Source organism: Rhodococcus sp. SG20037 (assembly GCF_031763325.1).
Classification (GTDB): domain Bacteria; phylum Actinomycetota; class Actinomycetes; order Mycobacteriales; family Mycobacteriaceae; genus Rhodococcus_F; species Rhodococcus_F qingshengii.
Map to the genome: position 1 here is coordinate 4227000 of NZ_CP134497.1, position 22137 is coordinate 4249136.

The window sequence follows — 22137 nt, forward strand, 5'->3', positions numbered from 1 at the left end:
AGATTCGATGTCCATTCCTGAATGCAGCCCAGACTTGCTCCGCACCCTGTTCCTGTTCGAGAAGCTCACCGACGATCAGCTCGAATCACTCTGCCAGGCAGGCCATATCACCGAGATCGATCGAGGTCAGGTCTACCTCGAAGGTGAGCCTGCCACCTGCTTCTACGTCCTCATCGAGGGCGAGGTGGTGCTGTCCAAGCTGTCGGGCGGCGAAGACATCGAGATCAACAGGACCACCCAGCGCGGCGTCTACTCGGGAGGATGGACGGCGTATCTCGGCGATCGGGTACCGCAGGTGTACGCCGGTTCGATGCGGGTGACGACGCCCTCGACGTTTTTCGTCCTGGACGCCGACAAATTCGGCAATGCGATGCGCGAGTGGTTTCCGATGGCGGTTCATCTACTCGAAGGTGTTTTCTTCGGCAAGAAGAACACCCAGCAGATCATCGACCAACGAGAACGGCTATTGGCGCTTGGATCACTGTCGGCGGGATTGACTCACGAGCTCAACAACCCTGCAGCTGCGGCGGTTCGAGCGACGGCGTCGTTGCGTGAGCGTGTTGCAGGTATGCGTCACAAACTGGGAATGGTTGCATCGGGCACCTACGACCGCGATGCCCTCGTCACTCTCATGCGACTTCAAGAGGAAGTTGCAGAGGTTGTCGCCAAGGCGCCGACGCTCACTCCCCTCGAAGCCTCGGATCGAGAGGATTCGTTGGGTGAATGGTTCGAGGATCATTCGATTCGAGAAGGTTGGGATCTGGCTCCGACCTTCGTGCAAGCTGGTCTCGACACCGCTTGGCTCGAGAATGTTGCTGCAGCCGTTGACGAGTCCGTACTCGAAGGCGCAATTCGCTGGCTGAATTACACCATCGAATCCGAACTCCTGATGAACGAGATCGCCGACTCCACAACGAGGATTTCGACTCTCGTCGGTGCAGCCAAACAGTATTCTCAGATGGACCGCGCACCCTTCCAGACCATCGATGTCCACGAATTGCTTGACAGCACGTTGATCATGTTGGGGCAAAAGATCGGAAGCGGAATGGAAGTCGTCAAGGAGTACGACCTTGCGTTGCCTCCGATCGACGCCTACGCCGCCGAACTCAATCAGGTGTGGACCAACCTCATCGACAATGCGGTGTCTGCCATGGACGGATCGGGAACACTCACCGTTCGGACAAGCCGCGATGGCGACCGCGTGTGCATCGAGATCTGCGACACCGGCGCCGGGATTCCCGATGACGTCATCGACAGGATCTTCGAACCCTTCTTCACGACTAAGCCTGTCGGTGAGGGAACCGGTCTCGGCCTTGATATTTCGTGGCGAATTGTGGTCGGCAAGCATCGTGGTGAGCTGCGGGTCACGTCTGAGCCCGGTAACACCCGGTTCAGAGTTTTGTTGCCAATCGCGGGCCCACCGCGGGATACGCGCGACGACTAGTCGCCCTTGCACGGCCGGTAGGCAAAGCGCACGATGAAATGACCGACTTCAGTCAGCGAGAGGGTGGACCATGACCGACGGACTTCCAGCGGGGATCGATCCGAGCGTGCCGCCCAGTGGCGCGGGATGCGTTGAATGCGATGCGAGCGGCGGCTGGTGGGTGCACCTGCGTCGATGCGCGCAGTGCGGGCACGTCGGTTGTTGCGACTCGTCACCGTCACAGCACGCGAGCAAGCATGCGGCCTCGACAAAGCATCCGTTCATGCAGAGCTACGAACCCGGTGAGGATTGGTTCTGGAGCTTCGAAACCAACGAGGCGTACGACGGACCTGAATTGGCGGCGCCCACTTCACATCCCGTAGATCAGCCGACGCCGGGACCTAAGGGTCGTGTCCCAGCCGATTGGCAGCAACACATCCACTGACTCAGTTCGGTTGGTCGATCGACCTCAAAGTCGAGGCGTTCGACGACTCCTGATCCAATGCGTTGTCGATGCAGGCTTGAAACTGAGCCTGCATTGCCTCCACGACCGCGATATGACTCGCCAACACATCGACGAGCGCATCCGGGCCGCCAACCGCCTTTTCCTCGAACTTAGCCTGTAGCGCCTGTGCGGATCCTAGGGTTCCAAACCCTGTCAATTGACCGAGTAGTGCGGCGGAGTTCAATGCTGCCTCGAACTGCGCGCGGAGTTCAGCGCAAGCCGCGATCAGCTCGCCGGCGACTTTGGCATCGAGATACAAATTCGACATGTAACTCCTGTGTTCGAGGGTGAAGCTGCAATCAGGACCGCTGTCACGGGAGCAATGGAATCACTGTCTCGGCAATTCGTTCCACCAGCGTGCACGGCGTCTCGGGGCGCGCCACACCGACCTTGGCGCCGACGCGGATCAACGCAGTGGATTGAGAGGTCGCGAAGGCGACGTTGCAAGCAGAATCTGTTTTGTCATTGCGTTCCTGGTATTTCAGAACGTCGCGCCCGGCGATTTGGGCTCGATGAAGGTCGCGCATGACTGGATTCTGTTCGACCTCTACGAGCGAATGATCGGTCGATGTCAGAGACAAGAAGTACCACTCACCGTTCCACGAGCAAATGTTGAAACCATCGATATGCGTGTCAACGATGTCAACCTCTTTTGTTGCCGGGTCGACTCCGAGTTTCTCCAATTCCTCATTGCCGAGAACCTCACACGGATCAAACATCCCAATCACATCGACAGGGAAAGCCTCGCCCTCGACCGTCGACGAACACCCCCCAACCAACAACGCGGCCGCGACCAAGACCACTGCACCCCTCACTCCCACAGCACTCCCCCTCGTTCGCGGCCCGCTCACAGTATTGGACGCTCACCAGCACCGATCGGTTCCACCCCATTGCATTCCGTTGCAACCCTTCACCCACGCCGATAATCGGCCTAGCGTCGATCTACCAGGGGATTCACAACGAAGTGAGGTGCGGATCAATGAAGGCAGCACGGTTCCACGGGCAGAAAGACATCCGGATCGAAGAGATCCCTGAGCCCGAATTGCGGCCAGGAACAGTCAAGCTGAAGGTCGCATGGTGCGGAATCTGCGGCACCGATCTCCACGAGTACCTCGAGGGACCGATCTTCATCTCCGCACCGGGCCACCCGCATCCACTCTCACACGAGAATGCGCCGGTCACGATGGGCCACGAGTTCTCCGGCACCGTCGAAGAGGTCGGCGAAGGTGTCACGGACGTCGAGGTCGGTGAAAATGTTGTCGTCGAGCCGTACTTCGTCTGCAACGAGTGCGCCCCGTGCAAGGCGGGCAACTACCACCTGTGTACGAAGATGGGGTTCATCGGCTTGGCCGGCGGCGGTGGCGGACTCAGCGAGAAGGTCGTCGTCGACCGTCGCTGGATCCACAAGATCGGCAACATCCCGCTCGACGAGGCAGCTCTCATCGAACCGTTGAGCGTCGCCCATCACGCCGTCGTACGCAGTGGAGCCGAAAGCGGCAACGTCGCCATCGTGGGCGGAGCCGGACCGATCGGACTCCTCGTTGCGGCAGTCCTCAAGGGTCTGGGTGTCACGACGATCGTCACCGAACTCAGCGAGGCCCGCAAAGCCAAGGCCCTCTCCAGTGGAGTCGCCGACTACGTCATCGATCCCACCACCGAAGACGTCAAAGCGCGCGTCCTCGAACTCAGCGGAGGCATCGGCGCAGACATCGGTTTCGAGTGCGCAGGCGTCAACGCAGTACTCGACACCATGCTCGACACGGTCAGGCCTGCTGGAGTTGTTGTCAACGTGTCGATTTGGGGCAAGCCCGCGACCATCGACATGCAGAAGCTGGTCCTCAAGGAGATCGATCTACGCGGAACCATCGCGTACGTCCGTGACCATGAAGCGGTCATCAAGATGGTCCAGGACGGTGTCGTCGATCTGGCGCCATTCATCACCGGTCGTATTCAGCTCGAAGAGTTGATCTCCGAAGGATTCACCACTCTGATCGAGCACAACGACACTGCGGTCAAGATTCTCGTCAGGTCGTGACCGGACGGGGCACCTCGGGACCCACCGCGGTCAGCGACCCTGGTGCCCGCCCCTTGCCCCATCCGATCTTCTCTCGGTAGCGGCCGATGTGATCGTCCTCGATCACATCGGCCGTTTCCAACGGTGTGGATTGCGGATGCACATACAACGCATCCGTCGGGCAATATGCCTCGCACATGAAGCAGGTCTGGCAATCCGATTGGCGCGCAATCACCGGGACGCCCGAGGGCGTCCGGTCGAAAACATCTGTAGGACAAACGTCTACGCACTTGTCGCAACCGATGCAGTCAGGCGCGGACACCAGCTCGATCATGACGCCACCAATGCAGACCCGACAGGTTCCGACGTTCGGGTCCACACCGAATCCAAACCTCCGGTGAGAACGTGATGATGCTGCGTTCCATCGAGTTCGGGATAATCGTCACGCTTGCTCATTCCCCGAGTCTCGGTCCGCGCCAACGTCGAGTGGTACATCCAGCGACCGACGGCCGTGATCGCGGCAGCCTGCCGCGCCGCCATCCGACCTGCTGGATCCGCGCCCAGATCCGCACTCACTGCACCCCACAGCGATTCGAGCTCACCGAGCGCTGCGGATACTCGATCACCGCTGCGGAGGTAGTTCTTGTCGAAGGGAATCAGCTGCGCCTGAGCAGCTTTCACCACATAGTCGGCAGTAAACCCGGTACGTACAGGATTACGCAATCCGACGGTTCCGGCTCCGCGAAGAACACTGGCAGACCCGCGTCCGGCCGACAGCGCATAGCGCGCAGCACCGGTTCCCGCCCACGAACCAGAAGACATCGCCCAAGCTGCGTTGTGACTTCCCCCGCCGGTAAACCCTCCGCAGATTCGCTCTCGGGTTGCAGCGTCCCCGGCGGCAAACAGTCCTGGAACGGATGACGCGCAATCGTCATCGACGACGTTGATTCCCCCAGTGCCGCGCACCGTGCCTTCAGCGAGCATGCCGACCTCGAATTTGTCGGTGAAGGGATCGATTCCGCGGCGATCGAATTGCAGGAAGAAGTTGGGTTGCCCCAGCCTCATTCGACGCTGTACATCAGCGTCGGCCCGATCGATCTGCGCGAAGACCGGCTCGTTCCGCAACGTGCTGGCGATGACGGACCTCCCCTTCGCCGAACCGGCCCCTTCGAGCACGCTTCCGTCTGCGTGAAAGAACGTCGCGTACGCGTAGTAAGCCGTCTTGGTGATCGTCGATCCGGCCGCTGCGATTCCGTACGCGTTGGAGAACTCCATCCCAGAGAACTCCGCTCCGACTTCGGCTGCCATCAATGCACCGTCACCGGTATCGACGTTGGTACCCAACGCACCGGACAGAAACGCACAACCTCCGCTGGCGACAACTACCGCGCCTGCCGAGACTCGGTAATCCTGTTGCTCGTGGCGTTGGTAGCCCGCCGCTCCGCGAACTCGCCCGGCGTCGTCCACCAACAACTCCAGTGCCGGCGAATGGTCGAGGATCCGCACCCCGGCTCGACGAATCCAGGTGCGCATCCGTCGCATGTACTCAGGTCCCTGCAAGCCGGTACGGATCTGCTTGCCCGTGCTGGGGTCGATGGGGAACGGATATCTGCCCTCCACCGCGAGGAGATCCATGTTGGAGTAGGTCTGCTCGAGAACGCGGTCCATCCAATGGTGGTCTGCAAGATATCCGCCGAGCGCCTCACGACCGGCCTTCGCCCGCTCACGGGCAGTCGTATCCGGTTCGACGTACCAAACACCTGTTCCGGAGGGGGCCGTTGCGCCGCTCGTTCCGCAGTAGCCCTTGTCGACCAGGACGACGTCTGCACCGGCCTTGGCCGCGCGCAACGCTGCCCATGCGCCGGCGGGGCCACCACCGATCACCAATACATCGGTGGAGAGTTCGAGGACGTCCGTCACTGGCCAGCTCCTGTCAGAGGTCTACGCAACACTTCTGTTGCCGCAATATTCCTCGAACGAACTACGCAGCGCCACAGTCAGAATCACTGTGAACTCAACCGGTCGCTACGACGCTTCCCGCTCCTCGTCGGTGCACAACGCGGAGTACTTGGCGAAGGCTTCCTGCAAGGTCAGCGATTTGCGTCGCTCGGCGATGTCGCGGGGCTTTCCCTGTGCAACGCATCGACGAGCATGCTCGATCACAGCTTCACGAATGACGCTGGAAATGTCCGCGCCCGTGAGCTCTTGGAGGGTCTCTAGGGCCCTCAGTTCCTCTACGTCGAATCTCACCGTTACCGATCGTCTAGCCACGCTCAGGATGTTACTTGCGGGTACACCAAATTTGGTGAGTTACATATGCGTCGAGTCGAATATCTTTGGGCGCCAAACCCTTCGAATTCCGATCTACGTGGGTAAATAGTTTTCCACTCACGGCACTCATGTAATGCAACGCACACGGCGCTAGCCAGCGTGCCGACGGACACTGTCGCTGTCTATGCTTGCGAAACACTGCCTTCGATCGGAGATATACCGCGTGAGCATCGACCACATCGTTTCCGCAGTCGACGGCGATGCTGCCGAGCGAATCAAAACGGCCCTGACCCAGAGAGCCGCAACCTCGACGGACACGACCACGCTGGTGTTCGACGGCGTCCGGATCGAGATTCCACCGTCGGTCGGCGACGCCGTCGTGCAGCTCCTGACCTACCTCGCTGCCGGGGACAGCGTCGCCCTCGGGCCAGTCGCAGAGCTCCTCACCACCTCGCAGGCAGCAGAGATCCTCGGCGTTTCGGACACGTATGTGCGCAAACTCGCCGACGCCGGGAAACTCCCGATCGAACTACGCGGCACCCACCGCAGGTTCCGCCTCGACGACGTGATGGCTTACCGCGAGCAGTTCCCCAAACGCGCCTAGCTCTTCGCGTACATTCCTTCGATCTCTTTCGAGAACCGATCGACGACGACATTGCGCTTGATCTTGAGCGTCGCTGTCATCTCACCGTCTTCCTCGGTCAGATCGCGATCGAGAATGACGAACTTCTTGATCGACTCTGCATGTGAGACAGCGGCATTGGCGTCGTCGACGGCCTTCTGCAGCTCCGCTCGAAGGTCCTTGTCGTCACGTAGTTCGGCGACGGTGGCACCAGAAGGCTTGCCGTTCTCCGCCTTCCACTTCTCGAACACCTCGGGGTCGACGGTCAGCAACGCCGTGATGTAGGTCTTCCCGTCGCCGACGACGACTGCCTGCGAGACGATGGAATGCGAACGGATACGGTCTTCCATCGGGCCGGGCGAGACGTTCTTGCCGCCCGCCGTCACCAGAAGATCCTTCTTGCGTCCGGTGATGGAAAGGTAACCTTCGCTGTCGAGTTCACCGAGATCACCGGTTCGCATCCAGCCGTTGACGAATGTCTCTTCGGTGGCCTTGTCGTTCTTCCAGTATCCCTTGAAGACGACTCCACCGTTGAGTTCGATCTCGCCATCCTCGGCGATGCGAACCCCGTTGCCGCCCATCGGCTGTCCGACGGTTCCGATCTTCTGAGCACCCGGGACGTTGACGCAGTGCGCTGCTGTGGTTTCGGTGAGGCCATAGCCTTCGTAGATCGGAACTCCGAGCCCACGGAAGAAGTGCCCCAGCTCAGGAGTGAGGGCGCCGCCGCCGGAGATCGCGAACCAGCACTCGCCGCCGAGAGCCGCGCGAAGTTTCGAGTACACGAGCTTGTCTGCCACTGCGTGCTTCACCTTCAGGATCAGCGAGGGACCGCCCTTGTCGAGAGCCTGGCTGTACTCCTTTGCAGTGGCTTCTGCGAAGGCGAAGATCGCGCCGGGAATCTTTCCACCGGATTCCGCCTTGCGTGCTGCGCCGTCACGAACTTTTTCGAAGACACGCGGAACACCGAGGATGGTGTTGGGCTTATAGCGCTCGAATTGCGTTGTGATGGTGGCAAAGTCGGACCAGTGCGCCTGCGACGCACCAGCTTCGAACGTCGCAAGGGACACCGCGCGGGCCAGTACGTGCGCGAGCGGGAGGAAGGTCAGGACTCGGTTTCCCGGAACCGCCACCTTGCCGATCGATGCCGTGAGAATCCCGCGCACCTCGGACAGGAAGTTACGATGCGTGAGGATGCATCCCTTGGGACGGCCTGTGGTGCCGGAGGTGTAGACGAGTGACGCCAGATCGTCGGCCTTGATGCCCGCGAGTCGCTTCTTCAACTCGGTATCGTCAACGTCGGCGCCCTGTGCGGTCAGCTTTTCGACTGCTCCGTCGTCGATCTGCATGACGGCCTTGAGAGAGCTTGGCGCGTCCTGGAACAGCTGCTCGTGCGCGCCGGTTTCGACGATCGCGATGACGGCCTCGGAGTCTTCGAGGATCCAGCTGACCTGCCCCTGAGACGACGAGTCGTAGATCGGAACGGTAGCGGCGCCGGCAGCCCAGATGGCGAAGTCGAAGAGCGTCCACTCGTATCGGGTCGCGGAGAGGAGTGCGACGCGGTCGCCTGCCTGCACCCCGGCTGCAATGAGACCGTTTGCGACGCCGGTGACCTGCTCGGCGAACTCTTTGGCTGTGACGTCTACCCAACCCTCTCCCTTGGGGCGGGAGAACACCGTCAGTTCGGGCGTGCGCTCGGCGTGAGTGAAGACGGTGTGCACCACGGACTCATTGTCGGAGATGGTGAACTGGGCTTTGGCGCTGTACTCACTCACAGGGTGTCATCTCCGTTGGTCTGCGATTCGATGCTGATTCTGAAGCGGTGGAGTGCGCGGGCGAAGTCTGCGACCTCGGACTCGGTCCAATCGTGCAGCCTGCCGGCGACTTGGTCGAGCCGACGCGCGTCGGCGGCGTCGAGGTATTTGCGGCCAGCCTCCGTGAGGTGCAGCGGATTGCCCTGACGAACGGATCCCGGATCGGCATATACCCAGCCTGCCTCGATGCACCCGCGCACTTGGCGCGAGATGGTCGAGCGGTTGACGCCGAAGACTTCGGAGATCTCCGTGGCCTTGCATCCGTCATTGCGGCCGATGAAGGAGAGGAACGAATGCTGGGCGATCGACGGGTGGTCATCGGAATGCCGATCCCCCGTCATCAACTGCCGCGTCAGGTGCACCAGCTCGTCATGAACGGCTGGTGGACCGGTGAGCGCCATTGCTCCGTCGTGTTGCACTGGGCAACTATAACGCTGCCCCCAGTCCCGATTGCAATATGACCGCCGCCACCGACAAGAAGTCCGTCGGTGGCGGCGTGAAAAGTTAGACCAGATCCTCACCGTTGCGGCGAGCAGTTGCCCAATCCTTGAAGAATCCCTTGCTGATGACTCCCAGCACGACCAAGACCAACGCCGGCCAGATCAGAACATAAATGGTCAGTAGAGCTGTACTCATTCGTATTCCTTCCACTTGTCTCGACGGTTACTTTCCGGACGCTCCCACGGCAGGAAGCTCGTCATCGTCGAAGTCTCCCGTCCGCTGCTTGATCAGTTCGAAATCGAACGTCTCACGCTGATTGACGGACATCGCAAAGCACACGACGGTACTGACGGCATAGGCCACCAAAGATCCGCTGAGCGTTGGGTAGTCGTGGAGGAAGCCGATTGCGAACGGCGCGGACAGCACGATCGCCAGGCCACCGACGATCTGCGCAACCTTCAGACCGAAGAATCCAAATGTCATGAGCCCCAGCACCACTCCGATACCGACAACGGCGACGATGTCGGAGAGTATCCCGAACATCCCATCCATCGGCACCCAACTGAATCGGACGGGCAAGAAGGCAGCAAGAGCCACCAGCACCGACACAGTGAAGGCTTTGTTGGTGACCTTGCCCCAGTAGAAGCTCGCAATAACCGGGAACACCAAAGCGCCCCACAGCGCGCCGACGAACACCAACAGATCCAGAATGCTCAATTGCAGACTTGCCAAGGAGATAGCCGCCGCCGTGGCAACAATCATCGTTACTCGGCCGATGAGCAGCATCCGTCGAGGGTTCGCATCAGCCTTGCCTGCGACGGCTTGGCCGTAAACGTCGGTCATCACGATGGACGAGAGCGCAGCAAGGTCCGAGTCCGCCGTCGATGACAGCGCGCCGATGATCATGACAAAGAAGACAGCCAGCAAAATTCCGGGCAGGTACGACGCGGCCATCTGCGGAATCAGATTGTTGACGTCACCATCCATCGGCTCGATTCCGAGGTACAGCGCAAGAACACCCAGCATTCCGACACCAATGACCGTTGCGCCGTATCCGACGGTTGCGGTGATGAAGGTGGGCTTGATCAGGTCTTCGCGGACCGCGAACAGACGTTGGGCAATGGTCTGGTTGCCGATTGCGTAGGCAAGAACTGCCGCGATGTACGGCGCGCCCTGCTCGAAGAAGGCAACGCTCGAGAAGAAGTTGCCGTGCTCAGCAGTAAGGTTGACTGCCCCGGATTCGAAGGCTGCCGGGAACCCTGCCGCAAAGAAGATGAACGGCACCAAAACCGCTACCGCACCGAGCATTCCGATCAGCTGAACGAAGTCGGTCAACACCGAAGCGCGGAAGCCCGACCACAACGTGTACAGCAAAACGCCCAGCGCAACGATGAACACACCCTGGATGAAGTTGAACGGCGAAAGCAACGCGATCAGCAGACCACCAGCGAGGAAGTTCGACATCAAACTGATGAGACTGCCGACGATATTGGAGCCCGCGAGCATCAGCTGACTCGAGCGTCCGTGCCGCGCGTACATGACCTCAGCCAGGGTGTGGGCTTTCGGCGCTACTTTGCGAATTCGCTGGCCAAACGGATAAATGAAGAGAATCATCAACGCACCCCATAAACCGTAGTGAATGGGGCCAGAGATTCCATAGGTGTAACCAGAAGTGGCAGATGCATACATCGACGACGCCCAAATCCAGGTGGCCGTCATACTCGCGGCCGAAACACCAAATCCTAACTTATTTCCGGCGGTCATAAAACCGTCGGCATTTTCCTGTTTCTTACCAATACGAAGAGAAATCAGAAAAGTTCCACCATAAAAAGCAACAAGCAGTGAAACAATTACCAAGGTACTGAACTGGACCATGTCGGACCCCGTCACATGCCACATCCTTCGCACATAATCGGCAGAACAAAGCACAAAACCCCTGTTCAGGATCTTTGCGCTTCGTTTCTGCACGCCCTAGGAGCGACCGCCATACCAACACCGGTCACATATTCAATTGACTAGCAACACGCACTTCGTCTTTTCGGAAACCCAACCTCCACAAAATAAATCTTCTGCGCAAGCTTTTGGCTCGACCACGCAATTTAACAACCGAGAATCGACCATAGCATGATGGCAATTTCGAGCAAAAACTCCAATATTTTCCCACCCGAAAATATTCATGATTCCGCCGCAGAAAAATCATGCGCTTCCAGCGCATATAACAACTCCGCATCGATTGAAATCGATGCTCGATTCGATCGCTCAGCTACTTCGACAGGACCATCCTGGCAAACCGTCGACCCCACTCGGGATCGGCGGAAACATGCTGGTCCAGCGGATTGGAGACAATCGCCCCGATCATTCGCAGGTACACGAGAGTGTCTCGCACCATCCACGTCCAATCGTCGTCCCCGAGTCGTGTTCCGTCTGTTGTCGACCAACCCAATGCCGTGAGGCCTTCGATCATCACTTCACTACGTTCGGACTCCGACAAGCCGGCAGCCAACGTAAGGAACAGAATTCGGCCGGCTTCCTGCGCCAACTCACCCTTTCCCAACGGCATGGCCGTCACGATGTGACGCCACAGCTCGCCTTCATATGCAAGCACTGACGCTCCGAGTCGAGTCAGAATCAAAGTGCCTCGGAGTTTCCGGACAAATAGCAGTGTCTTGGCGGCTTCAACGAGTACTGCCAATTGCGAGTCACTCCCTGCCGTGACATCGATCCAGTCACCGCCCCAATCGAGTTCGTCTCGGGCGTCCGCAACATGGTCCGAAGGAAGTGCCCCGGACGCCGTCAAAACAATCCCACCACCTCGCGCGGAGTTCAGCAGCCACAGCAGTTGGCGGGTTACTCCTTCACGCATCACCTCGAAATAGTTGTCATATCCGCCACGAAGCTCCGATTTGGCAACTGCGGCAAACAGTTTCGGCGCGGAATGAACCGACAGGCGGCGCAAGAACTTCTCGAACACCGAGCTTCCCACAGGTGGTGACTTATGCAGTGCCACTGCAATGGTGACTGCTGCATTGGACTCTGCGGGAACAAAACGTTCGGGATCGAACAGTCCGGTACTCGCCTGCACGTTCAGGAACTCGCGATACCCGATCGGACCGCCAGAATCCTCCGGCGGGCACGCTCTCTCGCCGTCGAGACAGGATGGCTCAGAAATCGGCTGGTCTTCGACAATCTGCTCGAGAACCAACGTGTGACTCCACCTTGCGCGGGCGTTGTACTCATAACGGACGTACTCCCCGACCGCGGTAACTGCCTCGTCGATCCGGACTTCGTCCTCACCAAACTCGTCTTCCTGGTATCCGTCGCGCTCGATCACCTCTGGCGCGATATACCGATCTGGGCCATTGTCCGTTGAATGATGGACACTCACCCACTGATGAGCGTGTTGATCTCCCCACCCCATCACCGCCTGCACAATCGAATGAAGTTGGTCCAGTTCGATATTCGACGGGACCGAAAACCGTCTCCAAATAGGCGGCGTGATGCAATCGAGTTCGATCCGCATGACAAAGTTCGCCACCTCCGGCCGTCGACGCTGATTCCGCATCTGCCTCGGCGTAAGGACCTTCATCTGGCTTTGCGTCGCTTGATGTGCAGGTACCAAACGCAGATGTGAAGCTCGCCGAACTCGCTGACCCGTCATGTATGGAGGCTAGATCTACCTACCGACAGCCGAGATACTCACTGGCACAAGGTTGCCCGATTTGTCGGGGCTCGCATCTCGTCGCTGGTCGGCTGTCAAGTCCAGATCAACACGGACCTACCCAGGCATCTTTGATCATCCACTGCGCGGACAATAGTGTGCGCCGATTACCGTAGACCTGACAGCTACCGTACGAAAACAGTGCCCAGCGCCTGCTCGGACTGGCACAGAACATGAGGATCCATGAGCGACCAAGACACGACCGCCGACCAGCCCCTCCACATCAACGGCGCAATTGCCTTGGTGACGGACGAGCGCGACGAGTTGGTTCGCCTGTGCGTCCAGACCCTCGCCGAACTACTGGGTAGTGAGCCTGCCACCGATGACGATGGCGACATCGTCGTACCGGTTCACGGATTTGTCGTCTACGTGACCGTCGCCGACGACGGACCCCAGATCAACGTCTGGTCCTCGGTCCTTACCGGCCTCGGCAATCCCTCGCACGCTGCGACTCGACTCATCGAACTCGCGCAGGAATGGCCGCGCCTCCGTTTCGCCTTCAGCGGTGACCACCTGCTGGTCTCCACGATGCTCGACGCGGACCCCTTCGCTCCACAACATCTGCTGAACCTGATCGACGAGGTTCACGACTTCACTCACGAACTCGACGACGATTTTGCTGAATCTTTCGGCGGGTCCCTCGACTGCGACGCCGATGACGACAGCTACGCCGGAGGCTGCAATCCCGGCGGTTGCGGCGGAGACTGTGACTGCGCGTGCGGCGATGACGCAGACGGCGAGCTCAGCATCAGGGCCGTCACCTCGACGCCCAGCAAGTAGTGACTGTCCGTCCTGATCTTGAGTCGGAATCGACAAAGTCGACCCTGCAGGCGCATGCACCTCCGCAAGGTGCATGCGCCGCGAAGTACTTGATTATCGAGCACGCAAATCCACGATCATCCACCGGCGATCATGCCAAGCAGCAAGTCCGCGTCAGCATCGACAATATTGATTACCTTGTACCCATCTGCACCCAGTCCGCTGTCTCGATCTGGATCATCACCTTCCACGAGCACAATCCGCGAGTCAGGCCAGACGGCCTCGATTGGCCAATAGTGCGTGCCGAGATCTATGCCGATATCTGGCTTCACCGCGCCACGCAACGACAGTTCGAGTAGCAGTTCGACAACGGATTCTGGTGTGTGCACGAGGTTTTCACCCCATGGTCCGGCTACCGCACCATCAACGCCGACGACCTCGAGCCATTGGAAGATGGCCAACGCTCCATCCCTCGTAAGCCGTTCATGAAATCGTTCGTTGCGGAATGAGCGTAGGCATCCGTAGCACGATGTTTCCGAGCCACAATCACAATGACTAACCCGATCGACTGCAAACTGAATAACCTTTTCAAGATTCTCTGCAATCTTCTTTGCAGCGCCGGCACCGGCGGGAACAGTGTCAAAGAGAACAATGCTTCGTTTACGTTCCTTACTCCACGACAATGTGCCATCAATATCGTCACGGCTAATCTCTAGCGCCTCTGAAGCGCCTTCCAGGAGGGCGTACAGCACCGATAGCCAACGTGATTCAGATTCCTTGTCATAGGACATGTCTCCGAACGTGAACTCTGCGACATCAGTCTCGTAGCGATGTGCCAGTGAAACTACCTGTGGTCGTCCCTCGCACGCACTCCCGGTCGCAGGCCGCTGGTGCCCGCCCTTGATTGGCTTTCCTGTCGACGCCTCGGCCCACCCACACCAGCCGCAGAGGTAGAAACCGGCTCCATTGCCCTCGGATATCACGGCCATCCGCGCGCGCGTGCCTGCACGCGCCTTCACTTCCATTCCACCTGTCGATTGCCACTCGAAAGTCTCAGTAACTTTGCCGATGCTCTCAACGTAACTTGCACCACCCCAAAGCCTCTGGGGAGGTTCTGTTTTCACATCGTCAACCTTCCTGTCGGCCACAAATCCGAACTCAGGCACGACGAACGTGCGGATCCTGCCAAACTCCTGCTCACAACTGGGACACTGAGTCTCGACATCAAGTTCGTGTCCGCACTCAAACTCGTTGCAGTTGCGACACACCCGATATTTGAGTTCCTCAAGTTCCCGTTTAGGTAGCTTGTGGAGTCCGCGGGAGGTCCACAACTTGCCCCCTGCTACCACCTGATTGCCTGGCGCGTAGTCGAAAATGGCTTGGCTCAGATCACGAGAAAGCTCAAGCCGCGCACCAACGTCACCCTCACAATGCGCGGTTCGCAGTTCGACGGTGTCCACTGGGAAGCCGTACTTAGGAAGGATGTTCTTGTTCGCTAGATATCCGAGTAACTGACGTTCTTCAATGGTCTTGAGCGTCTTCTGCAGCCGTCCACCGAATGCGAGTTTGTCTGATGTCTTGGCTTCCTCAATCAACGCTTTGAAGGTATCAATGTCGTTGCACATCTCTTGCTCAGCTGTCGCCATGAGCTCACAAAGCCGATCAACCCAGGTCTCGTCGTGCACTCCGATGATCTCCGCAACTGGCGACGGAAGAATTTGTAGGAGTGCATCGTGGATGCTTTTGGGAACTGGAGTGAGGAACATTCGAACCTGGGACGCCGGAGAATCCTGGCCGTCATCACTTGGCGAGAAGAATGCGCCCGCATGCTTCCACGTAAGCCCATCTCGTTCAAAGCGATGACGGAAGTATGCAGAAAGCGCGACAGAATGCGCATGCCTGCGCCCGATTCGTTCGTTCTCGATGGGGATCCAAGGGATGCGCATCTCACCAGCGATCATGGACTCCGGCTTCTGGAACTTCGTCAGGTCGTGGGAACTACGTTTCGCATAAGTCAGGACCAATGCCGCAGATGCGGCGCGACGACCTGCCCGTCCAGCCCGCTGGACGTAATTCGCTGTCTTTGGTGGCATGTTCCGAAGAACCACGGCCTGCAGTTCACCTACATCGACGCCGAGCTCAAAAGTCGTAGAGCAAGAGAGCACGTTGATTCCGCCAGAGACGAACTCGCGCTGGATCTCCGCTGCCTTTGTGGCTTCCCACTGGGCCGTATGCTCCTCGGCGGCAAGTGGGACTGCGTTAAGAGTGCGATAGACCGAGCGGTAGTGATTGGCATCGTGCTCCACTGGTGGGACTTCGAATTCACGCAAAGTCCCATCGCAGGTTCCATGCGCGCAGAGATCGCGAACGTTGTTCGCGCTCAGGCGTCTGCACGCGGAACACTGGTGCCACCTGCTCTCGACGCCAGGTCGAATACGGAGTTGTTCGTGATCTACCTGATAGACATCACCGGCAAAGTTGTCAGTCTTGGGAGTCACGTATCCCTCGTCAAGAAGAAACTTCCAACAACTGTTCAGAACCTTATCTGCAGGCACGTCGGAGCCGAGTGCGGCAAGCACCTTCCGTACGAAAAGGATTCGATTGTTCGTTGTGCCCGCGTGGCCTCCCGGGAGCCAGCTGATAATGCGCTTGTTTCGATCCGAATCCATCGACCGAATACGGATCTGAGTATTCCGTGGCTCGAAAATCGACGCTTTGATATCGACCTCGGGCAGCAAGGTCATCGCGCCTTGCAATCGAATGGTTTTCAGAAGTTCTTCGAACAAGCCCCATACTTCGTCCGGCGTGAGCCCCAAATGCAAGAACCCCTTAGGCAGTTCAGTCTTCCGCGATCGAAACAAGGAAACTCGCATCAGTCCCAAACCTTCGAGCGACTGACGTTCGTCCATACTCATCAGTTCCGCCATTATCCAAGGATTTACGACGCGAAGGGTAGTTTTCCGGGTGGCCCGCTCGTCGAAGTACTGCGCCTTCGTCGCAATTCTTCGAGTTTCATCGGCGAGATCCTCTACCGAGAATTCCTCGTCGATATTCTTCGGATCCGACAGCGCTTGAGTGACGTATCGACGCTCAAGCATCCGACCATACGTGCGCGCAAGATACGGCGCAGCGAATGCTGCGGCTTGCCGCGAGTCGGAGAACATCAGGAGCTTGCGTCCCTCGCCGACCTGTTCGACGGTTTCGTCGGCTGCACGCGGCAGATGTTGATAGAGCGCCGTGGTAATCACTGCAGGCGCAGCATTGGTATCGGTCCGAAGTCTACGAATCACCTGGCGGGACCGCGCTCCGCACTCGGTGCACTTGCTCATCACGCGAGTCGCCGCAGCATGTTCACGTACTTGCAGTACTGGACCGCCTGGGCATTCACTGTCTACACATTCAGACGAACCGCTCAACAGGCCGCAGCCTGTGCAGAGGTTTCTCATACCGGTCGACACCCCGGTATCGAGATCCTCCGCAAGTGTCGTCTCATCCTCGTCGACCATGCCGACGTCGTCGGTACCTGTCAGTACGAGCCAACGTACCGACGAATCGTTTTTCGCTGGACGGAAGAACTGGCGACCCTGATGCACAGAAACATTCCCGGCCAAATGCACTGCGCCGCAACGTAGACAGGTACCGAATTCAAATACCGCTCTCCTCGTCTCGGGATCAATCTCATGACGCCCAAGAAAAACGCGGGGTAGCTCGTCGGTGAAACTGACGTAAGCTCCTTCCGTTGCGCGCACAAACATGTGATAGCGCGCAGACAGAACTGGATTACCACTTGCATCACTCACTTTGGAACCGAGCGCCACTAGCGCCTCAAGCCTTACCATCGCTTCAGGGTCGTCTGGCCACAGCTTTGATGCCAATGTACGGACGTCGGCAGGACCTCGGGAGACTATCGACTTGAGATCCGCAATCCGCTGTTCATCATGGAGTGCGTCTGCGAAATCCCCGCTAACAGAGTGCCCACCCAGTGAACTTAGATCAGCATCAGGCCGAGCAAGATCCATCAACGAATCGTCATCGATGGTCCACGTCGGTGCGCCGCGTCGCGGTAGCCGTGCCGCCGTCACTAAGTCCTGTCGACTGTCGTCGTCGCCAACGAACTCGAAAGGTACGTCAAAAAGTTTGTGGGCGAAGGTCGTTGCCTCTGAACCTTGAGTTTCCGCGCTCTTTCCCGTCAGCGAGGCGGACGTCGCAATGCACTGCAGCGATTTCCCGCGCGCTACCCGTTCCCGCAGGCGCCGCAACAGCAACGCAACTTCCGAGCCCTGTGCACCGTCGTAGACATGCGCTTCGTCTAGTGCAATGTACTTCCACGTGCCAGCGTGCTCACCGTCGAACAGATCCAGATCGGCAGGTCGCAGCAGTAGGTACTCAAGCATCGCGTAGTTAGTCAGCAATATGTGCGGTGGCCGTTCGCGCATTTCCTCACGACTGAGCATCTCGTTCGGCAACGGCGCCTGCCCCGGGTGGAGCGTTCGAAAGATTGATCGTGCGTCCTTCTCTGATTCCTTAGTCTCACCCGTATATCTACCAAAGGTGATGTCCGGCATCGTTGCGAGCATTGTCCGTAACCTCTTGAGCTGGTCGTTGGCAAGCGCGTTCATCGGATACAGCAGCAACGCCCGCACACCCGGCGTCAACGTTCTATTCGCCCGCTCCTCAATCAATGAGTTGAGAATGGGAAGCAGGAAACTCTCGGTCTTACCAGAGCCAGTACCTGTACTGACAACTAGGTTTCGACCCGCAACGACCTTGCGGATTGCGCTCTCCTGATGTCGATAGAGCGGACGATCGACCGGGACTGCTTCGCTGTCCAATTCAACAAAATCTGGGTGCAGTACACCATCACCAATTAATTCTCGAAGCGACGCACCGGGCGCGTACGGCGGCGTCAGCTCGAGCATCGGCCCCTTCGTGAGCAACGAAGTATCGTCCACCGCAGCGTCAAACGCGGCCGCAAGCTTCGGATCTCTAGGGGCAAGAAGTGTTTTCAGATAGCGCTTATAACTAGCCTCAATCCCTACACCAGCCGCCAAAGGATCGAGTCGGTCTGTCATGCGATTTCTCCGATCAGGTCACCAAAGATTGTGTGAGTAACAAGTGCATCCGCGATTAGGAGATCCGTTGCGACCATTGCTGGGAAGAGATCAGCCATCCGCGCCCACCCTTCGCGCATGTCGGACGTCATCGGTGAACACTCAAACTCACCTCGCGCGTCCAACCGCGCAACTGCTGCCATGGTCAGAGACTGTACTGAAAGCGCCATCCATGGGTACTCGGCCAAGTCAACGCCGGCTATTGCGACATTCCGGACCTGGATGGCATCAAATATCTGTGGTGCAACTGCTTTGATCTCTCGCAAGGCCCTCCTCGAGTCAGCTGCAAAGTCCGTCTGCACTGGATCAGAAGACCACTCACCACGTCGATGAAAGGCGTCAACCGTCGCCGCTGTCCTCATATCAGCATCCAACAATGCCCCAGGTGCCAGCTCGAATGTAAGAAAGAATTCGTCTCTTGCTTCGTGCGTCCACTCGGCGATAACCAGTGCTGCCCGGTCTAATACACCGGGCTTGGGCAAGGAAGATTTTCCATCGCTCAGAAGTTCAATTAGCGTCGTGCCACCCTGATTCTCCAGATACCCGAGCGTTTCTGATCGTTCGGCAAACACCTTGTCCCTGCGGGAATACAGCGAAGGCAAGTCAGCGATCTCCACCATGCACCCCACCCACGCGTGCGAATGCACTTCATTGAGGGTGAAGCTAGCGGAGAATGCCATTCCAACTAAGTACGTTCGTATAAGCAGCCCCATCATCTCGTCTGATGGAATTATGCTGTCGCCCAATGCTTCCAGCGAGGAGCGTGGATGCCGGCACAGAATCCTGGTGAGAGCACCGCGAACTCGTTCACTGTGAGCGTCAGTCGGTTCCTTCGGCAACAGCACCAATGCCGCTACGGCAGCCGACACCACGTCCTCGGACATCGGTGGCGCACCGTTTCCGGACAAGAATCGGGAGAGGGCTTCGTAGCCGCCAGCATCATCCCGAACCCAACCCTGTTGCTCGATCCGATGCGCGGTCCAGTCTGGGCGACTAGGACGGGCGATCGTTACCCACGGATCATCGACGAAAACTTGCACGAGCAACGCGCCCGCGGCATGTAGGCCTTCCGGCAAAGTTGCCCGATTTCCCAAGATGTCGATCCGGGCCACTGGCTTCCAGGGCGCAGTAGCGGCCCAGAGAAACACTGCCAGGTTTTCCTCGTCGGCAAGATCTTCAAATACAAGATCTTTCCCGCTCAGTCGAACTGATCCACACAGTCGTGCTTGTCGAATCTGGGCAATTGTGAGCGTATGGGTACAGTCGCGCTGGTCGTCAATTCGCGCTACCAGTTGGCAAGCCCCGTTTTTCCGAGCCGTGTCCACGAAAGTTCGCGTAGATATCTGAAAGATATTGTCCGCCCGCGCTTCCGAATCTTCCTCCTGGAGAACAGAACCAGCATCATCTGTCAAGGCGAATTTGACCGTCACCTCGCCCGGAACCCGGGCTGCAGCTACTGCATGCACCTCGAGGTCTGAGGGCTTGAGAATCTGGGCCGTGGTCCGCCATTGCGCAGGCGTTCCCATTGTATCGATTCGCGATTCGAAGTACGGCGGCGTCACAACTAGCTTGAATGATGCTGTGCCACTATCAATTCGGACATAGCTATCCCGAACATCAGTCGAAAAATTGATCGACGCCTGGTCGACAGAAAGCGGTTGCGCACATTCCACGTTTGTAGCGCTGGGCGTCAAACCACCAACGACCGGACAACGGAATTCGATTCCATGGTCGACGTGTAGCCCTTCGGCAATGAACAACGTATGGCGAAGGTCTGATCCCACCGCGCCACTGACCACAATCTCATACAGTCCGAGCAACCCCGCTGGCACACCGTCGAAGGGATCGAGATAGGTGTCCACGCTGCCCGATTCCCATTGCTCTTGGGCTATCCAATTCGTCTCACCCGAGCGCCGAACCTTCACGCTCCACACTTCGGGATGACTCCCCAGATGCGGCGGCAGCTTAATGGTCGGCCTCCCTCCGTAAACCGACAATCCATTGGTCGTCTTGAGGCCCTTGACCGGGTCGGCGGGCTCGTAACGTGGAGCGCCGAGCGAACGCACACCACGTATCGGCGCGTCGATGCCCACTCGCTTGACCACTATCGACGTTTTGGCACTTAGATCGATGCCCCAAACTTTCCAGCCTCGCCAACCCGAAGGAACCCGCGGGTCGGCCAGCGGCTCAAGATTATCTCCGGTCATCGCGTCGATAATCGTTGCGTCGTGCGGGAATACCGCCCACACGACCCCACGAGGAAGAGGAGTATGTCGCTGAATTAATCGACCATCTGCGGTGAACAACAAGAGTGGATCTGCCTTGTCCACCAATGGTATTCGATAATTTGCCCCCGTAGATTCGTGACGTAGGAGTATTTCCCGAGCAGGGGCCGTGACTGTCACTGGGGTCAAAGGATGCTCACCATCAGCATCGACGCCCCAGCCACGGTCGGCATAGATCTCACGCGTATTCCCATTGAGCGAAAGTTTCCAGGGCTTTTCAGCGGAGTCGGCCGGGTAGGGCACACCAATCATGATCTGGTCGTCTTGCACGGAAAATGACAGAGTAGGCTTGCGTGATCGAGTGCGTCGCATCGGCTTGTCAATAGATTGCCCAAACGGCCGCTCCTGCAATCTCTCGATCAGCCCATCGAGGATCAGAGTAGGTAACCCCGTTGTCGATGTTTCAAGGTCGAGGTCATTCCACACATCAGGTTTCACAGATGTGAAGCACACGAATTCGATAATTCGGTCCAGAATGTCAATCGCAACCTCGCCACCTAGCTGAAGAAAGTTCCGTACGGGAGAATCGAGCCTGTTTAGCCGATAACCCATTCCAGGTTCAGTGAGCCACTCGAGAAGTGACGCCCCACTGGGATCGCGCCCATGTAAGAGATGTTCCTCGATCAGGTCGATCACATCATCTAGACAATGCACTGGAATTCCCGCGTGCATAGCCATCACCCTGATGTAACTGCCCGAAATCTCGGGAAACTCCCTCAATCCGAACTTCTTGAGTAGGCCAGCGAGCGCACCCCTCAGAGCATTTTCGACCTCGGCGTCGTGCTCTAGGTCCAGCTCTGCCCAGAAACTCTCCCAGTAACGCCCTTGTTCATACGCGAGACCTGCGTGCCCCACCAAAGTCGTCAGCGTCAGCGCCGGATACTTCTTAATCAGTGCGGCAGCACCATGCAACGGAAGAAATCGCACAGCAACCCGGCCGTACAGCTCTTGCGTTCTACGAATTTCATCCTCGTCAAGATTCATTTCGAAGAAGAGCGCAACCTTGTCCAGCTCACGGGCCAAGCGAAACTCCTCGTCATTCGCCTGGTCTGACAAATACCCATTAGTCACGATCAATCCGCCCTTAGTCCCAGTTACTCCGACTGTGCCACAGGTCACCGACAAACCTGCCGAACCAGGCGTCACACACTCAATCGCGTCCGAACGCTAAGTTGAT

Annotated in this window: 17 protein-coding genes; 5 read left to right on the plus strand and 12 right to left on the minus strand. The window is 58.2% G+C overall.

Annotation, left to right across the window (positions count from 1 at the left end; all coding sequences use genetic code 11):
• Nucleotides 1–7 precede the first annotated feature (7 nt).
• Both RHP72_RS19345 and RHP72_RS19350 read left to right on the plus strand, forming a co-directional pair.
• Nucleotides 8–1444, plus strand: coding sequence for an ATP-binding protein (locus RHP72_RS19345; protein WP_063316901.1), 1437 nt, complete (start codon nucleotides 8–10; stop codon nucleotides 1442–1444).
• Nucleotides 1445–1514: 70 nt separating this feature from the next.
• Nucleotides 1515–1868 carry a UBP-type zinc finger domain-containing protein gene (locus RHP72_RS19350; RefSeq protein WP_003941317.1) on the plus strand — a complete coding sequence of 118 codons (354 nt, stop codon included), beginning with the start codon at nucleotides 1515–1517 and terminating at the stop codon, nucleotides 1866–1868.
• Between the two features lies 1 nt (nucleotide 1869).
• Here the strand turns inward: RHP72_RS19350 and RHP72_RS19355 are convergent, their stop codons facing one another.
• Both RHP72_RS19355 and RHP72_RS19360 read right to left on the minus strand, forming a co-directional pair.
• Nucleotides 1870–2196 carry a hypothetical protein gene (locus tag RHP72_RS19355; protein WP_063316902.1) on the minus strand — a complete coding sequence of 109 codons (327 nt, stop codon included), beginning with the start codon at nucleotides 2194–2196 and terminating at the stop codon, nucleotides 1870–1872.
• A 43-nt stretch (nucleotides 2197–2239) separates the two neighbouring features.
• Nucleotides 2240–2731 carry a DUF3558 domain-containing protein gene (locus RHP72_RS19360; protein ID WP_242430861.1) on the minus strand — a complete coding sequence of 164 codons (492 nt, stop codon included), beginning with the start codon at nucleotides 2729–2731 and terminating at the stop codon, nucleotides 2240–2242.
• Between the two features lie 176 nt (nucleotides 2732–2907).
• On the opposite strand from RHP72_RS19360, the gene RHP72_RS19365 reads away from it, so the two are divergent.
• Nucleotides 2908–3963, plus strand: a complete 1056-nt coding sequence (locus RHP72_RS19365; RefSeq protein WP_003941279.1) for a 2,3-butanediol dehydrogenase — start codon at nucleotides 2908–2910, stop codon at nucleotides 3961–3963.
• Here RHP72_RS19365 and RHP72_RS19370 read toward each other — a convergent pair.
• The 3 genes from RHP72_RS19370 to RHP72_RS19380 form a co-directional block, all read right to left on the minus strand.
• Nucleotides 3953–4276 carry a ferredoxin family protein gene (locus tag RHP72_RS19370; protein WP_007726052.1) on the minus strand — a complete coding sequence of 108 codons (324 nt, stop codon included), beginning with the start codon at nucleotides 4274–4276 and terminating at the stop codon, nucleotides 3953–3955. The two genes, RHP72_RS19365 and RHP72_RS19370, sit on opposite strands and share 11 nt — an antisense overlap.
• Nucleotides 4273–5862: an FAD-binding protein gene (locus RHP72_RS19375; RefSeq protein ID WP_311093708.1), complete on the minus strand. Its 1590-nt coding sequence runs from the start codon at nucleotides 5860–5862 to the stop codon at nucleotides 4273–4275. The genes RHP72_RS19370 and RHP72_RS19375 overlap by 4 nt, the downstream gene beginning before the upstream one ends.
• Before the next feature lie 105 nt (nucleotides 5863–5967).
• The gene (locus tag RHP72_RS19380; protein WP_020908376.1) at nucleotides 5968–6213 is read right to left on the minus strand and encodes a hypothetical protein; all 246 of its coding nucleotides are present in this window, start codon (nucleotides 6211–6213) and stop codon (nucleotides 5968–5970) included.
• Nucleotides 6214–6436: 223 nt separating this feature from the next.
• Between RHP72_RS19380 and RHP72_RS19385 the strand changes: the two genes are divergently transcribed.
• Entirely contained in the window at nucleotides 6437–6817 is a 381-nt protein-coding gene (locus tag RHP72_RS19385; protein ID WP_007726046.1) for a helix-turn-helix domain-containing protein, read from the plus strand.
• Here RHP72_RS19385 and RHP72_RS19390 read toward each other — a convergent pair.
• From RHP72_RS19390 to RHP72_RS19410, 5 genes are all read right to left on the minus strand, one after another.
• Nucleotides 6814–8607 (minus strand): long-chain fatty acid--CoA ligase, encoded by a 1794-nt coding sequence (locus RHP72_RS19390; protein ID WP_030536812.1) that lies wholly within the window; start codon nucleotides 8605–8607, stop codon nucleotides 6814–6816. The two genes, RHP72_RS19385 and RHP72_RS19390, sit on opposite strands and share 4 nt — an antisense overlap.
• On the minus strand, nucleotides 8604–9065 hold the full coding sequence (locus RHP72_RS19395) for a MarR family winged helix-turn-helix transcriptional regulator (protein WP_003941330.1): 462 nt from the start codon (nucleotides 9063–9065) through the stop codon (nucleotides 8604–8606). The genes RHP72_RS19390 and RHP72_RS19395 overlap by 4 nt, the downstream gene beginning before the upstream one ends.
• A gap of 85 nt (nucleotides 9066–9150) precedes the next feature.
• Entirely contained in the window at nucleotides 9151–9282 is a 132-nt protein-coding gene (locus RHP72_RS19400) for a putative transporter small subunit (RefSeq protein ID WP_003941363.1), read from the minus strand.
• Between the two features lie 27 nt (nucleotides 9283–9309).
• Nucleotides 9310–10962: a sodium:solute symporter family protein gene (locus RHP72_RS19405; RefSeq protein ID WP_172403526.1), complete on the minus strand. Its 1653-nt coding sequence runs from the start codon at nucleotides 10960–10962 to the stop codon at nucleotides 9310–9312.
• Nucleotides 10963–11350: 388 nt separating this feature from the next.
• The gene (locus RHP72_RS19410) at nucleotides 11351–12649 is read right to left on the minus strand and encodes a plasmid pRiA4b ORF-3 family protein (RefSeq protein WP_311094881.1); all 1299 of its coding nucleotides are present in this window, start codon (nucleotides 12647–12649) and stop codon (nucleotides 11351–11353) included.
• A gap of 339 nt (nucleotides 12650–12988) precedes the next feature.
• Here RHP72_RS19410 and RHP72_RS19415 point away from each other — a divergent pair, with 339 nt between their 5' ends.
• Nucleotides 12989–13585, plus strand: coding sequence for a T3SS (YopN, CesT) and YbjN peptide-binding chaperone 1 (locus tag RHP72_RS19415; protein ID WP_047270235.1), 597 nt, complete (start codon nucleotides 12989–12991; stop codon nucleotides 13583–13585).
• Between the two features lie 116 nt (nucleotides 13586–13701).
• On the opposite strand, the gene RHP72_RS19420 is transcribed toward RHP72_RS19415, so the two are convergent.
• Both RHP72_RS19420 and RHP72_RS19425 read right to left on the minus strand, forming a co-directional pair.
• Entirely contained in the window at nucleotides 13702–18636 is a 4935-nt protein-coding gene (locus RHP72_RS19420) for a DEAD/DEAH box helicase (RefSeq protein WP_311093709.1), read from the minus strand.
• On the minus strand, nucleotides 18633–21983 hold the full coding sequence (locus RHP72_RS19425; RefSeq protein ID WP_311093710.1) for a hypothetical protein: 3351 nt from the start codon (nucleotides 21981–21983) through the stop codon (nucleotides 18633–18635). Before RHP72_RS19425 ends, RHP72_RS19420 begins: the two co-directional genes overlap by 4 nt.
• Nucleotides 21984–22137 lie beyond the last annotated feature (154 nt).

Bases quoted from the DNA above. Each gene is read 5' to 3' on its own strand.
- RHP72_RS19345 (WP_063316901.1), top strand. From the start codon at position 8: ATGTCCATTCCTGAATGCAGCCCAGACTTGCTCCGCACCCTGTTCCTG.
- RHP72_RS19350 (WP_003941317.1), top strand. From the start codon at position 1,515: ATGACCGACGGACTTCCAGCGGGGATCGATCCGAGCGTGCCGCCCAGT.
- RHP72_RS19355 (WP_063316902.1), bottom strand. From the start codon at position 2,196: ATGTCGAATTTGTATCTCGATGCCAAAGTCGCCGGCGAGCTGATCGCG.
- RHP72_RS19365 (WP_003941279.1), top strand. From the start codon at position 2,908: ATGAAGGCAGCACGGTTCCACGGGCAGAAAGACATCCGGATCGAAGAG.
- RHP72_RS19370 (WP_007726052.1), bottom strand. From the start codon at position 4,276: ATGATCGAGCTGGTGTCCGCGCCTGACTGCATCGGTTGCGACAAGTGC.
- RHP72_RS19400 (WP_003941363.1), bottom strand. From the start codon at position 9,282: ATGAGTACAGCTCTACTGACCATTTATGTTCTGATCTGGCCGGCGTTG.
- RHP72_RS19405 (WP_172403526.1), bottom strand. From the start codon at position 10,962: ATGGTCCAGTTCAGTACCTTGGTAATTGTTTCACTGCTTGTTGCTTTT.
- RHP72_RS19410 (WP_311094881.1), bottom strand. From the start codon at position 12,649: ATGCGGAATCAGCGTCGACGGCCGGAGGTGGCGAACTTTGTCATGCGG.
- RHP72_RS19415 (WP_047270235.1), top strand. From the start codon at position 12,989: ATGAGCGACCAAGACACGACCGCCGACCAGCCCCTCCACATCAACGGC.
- RHP72_RS19420 (WP_311093709.1), bottom strand. From the start codon at position 18,636: ATGACAGACCGACTCGATCCTTTGGCGGCTGGTGTAGGGATTGAGGCT.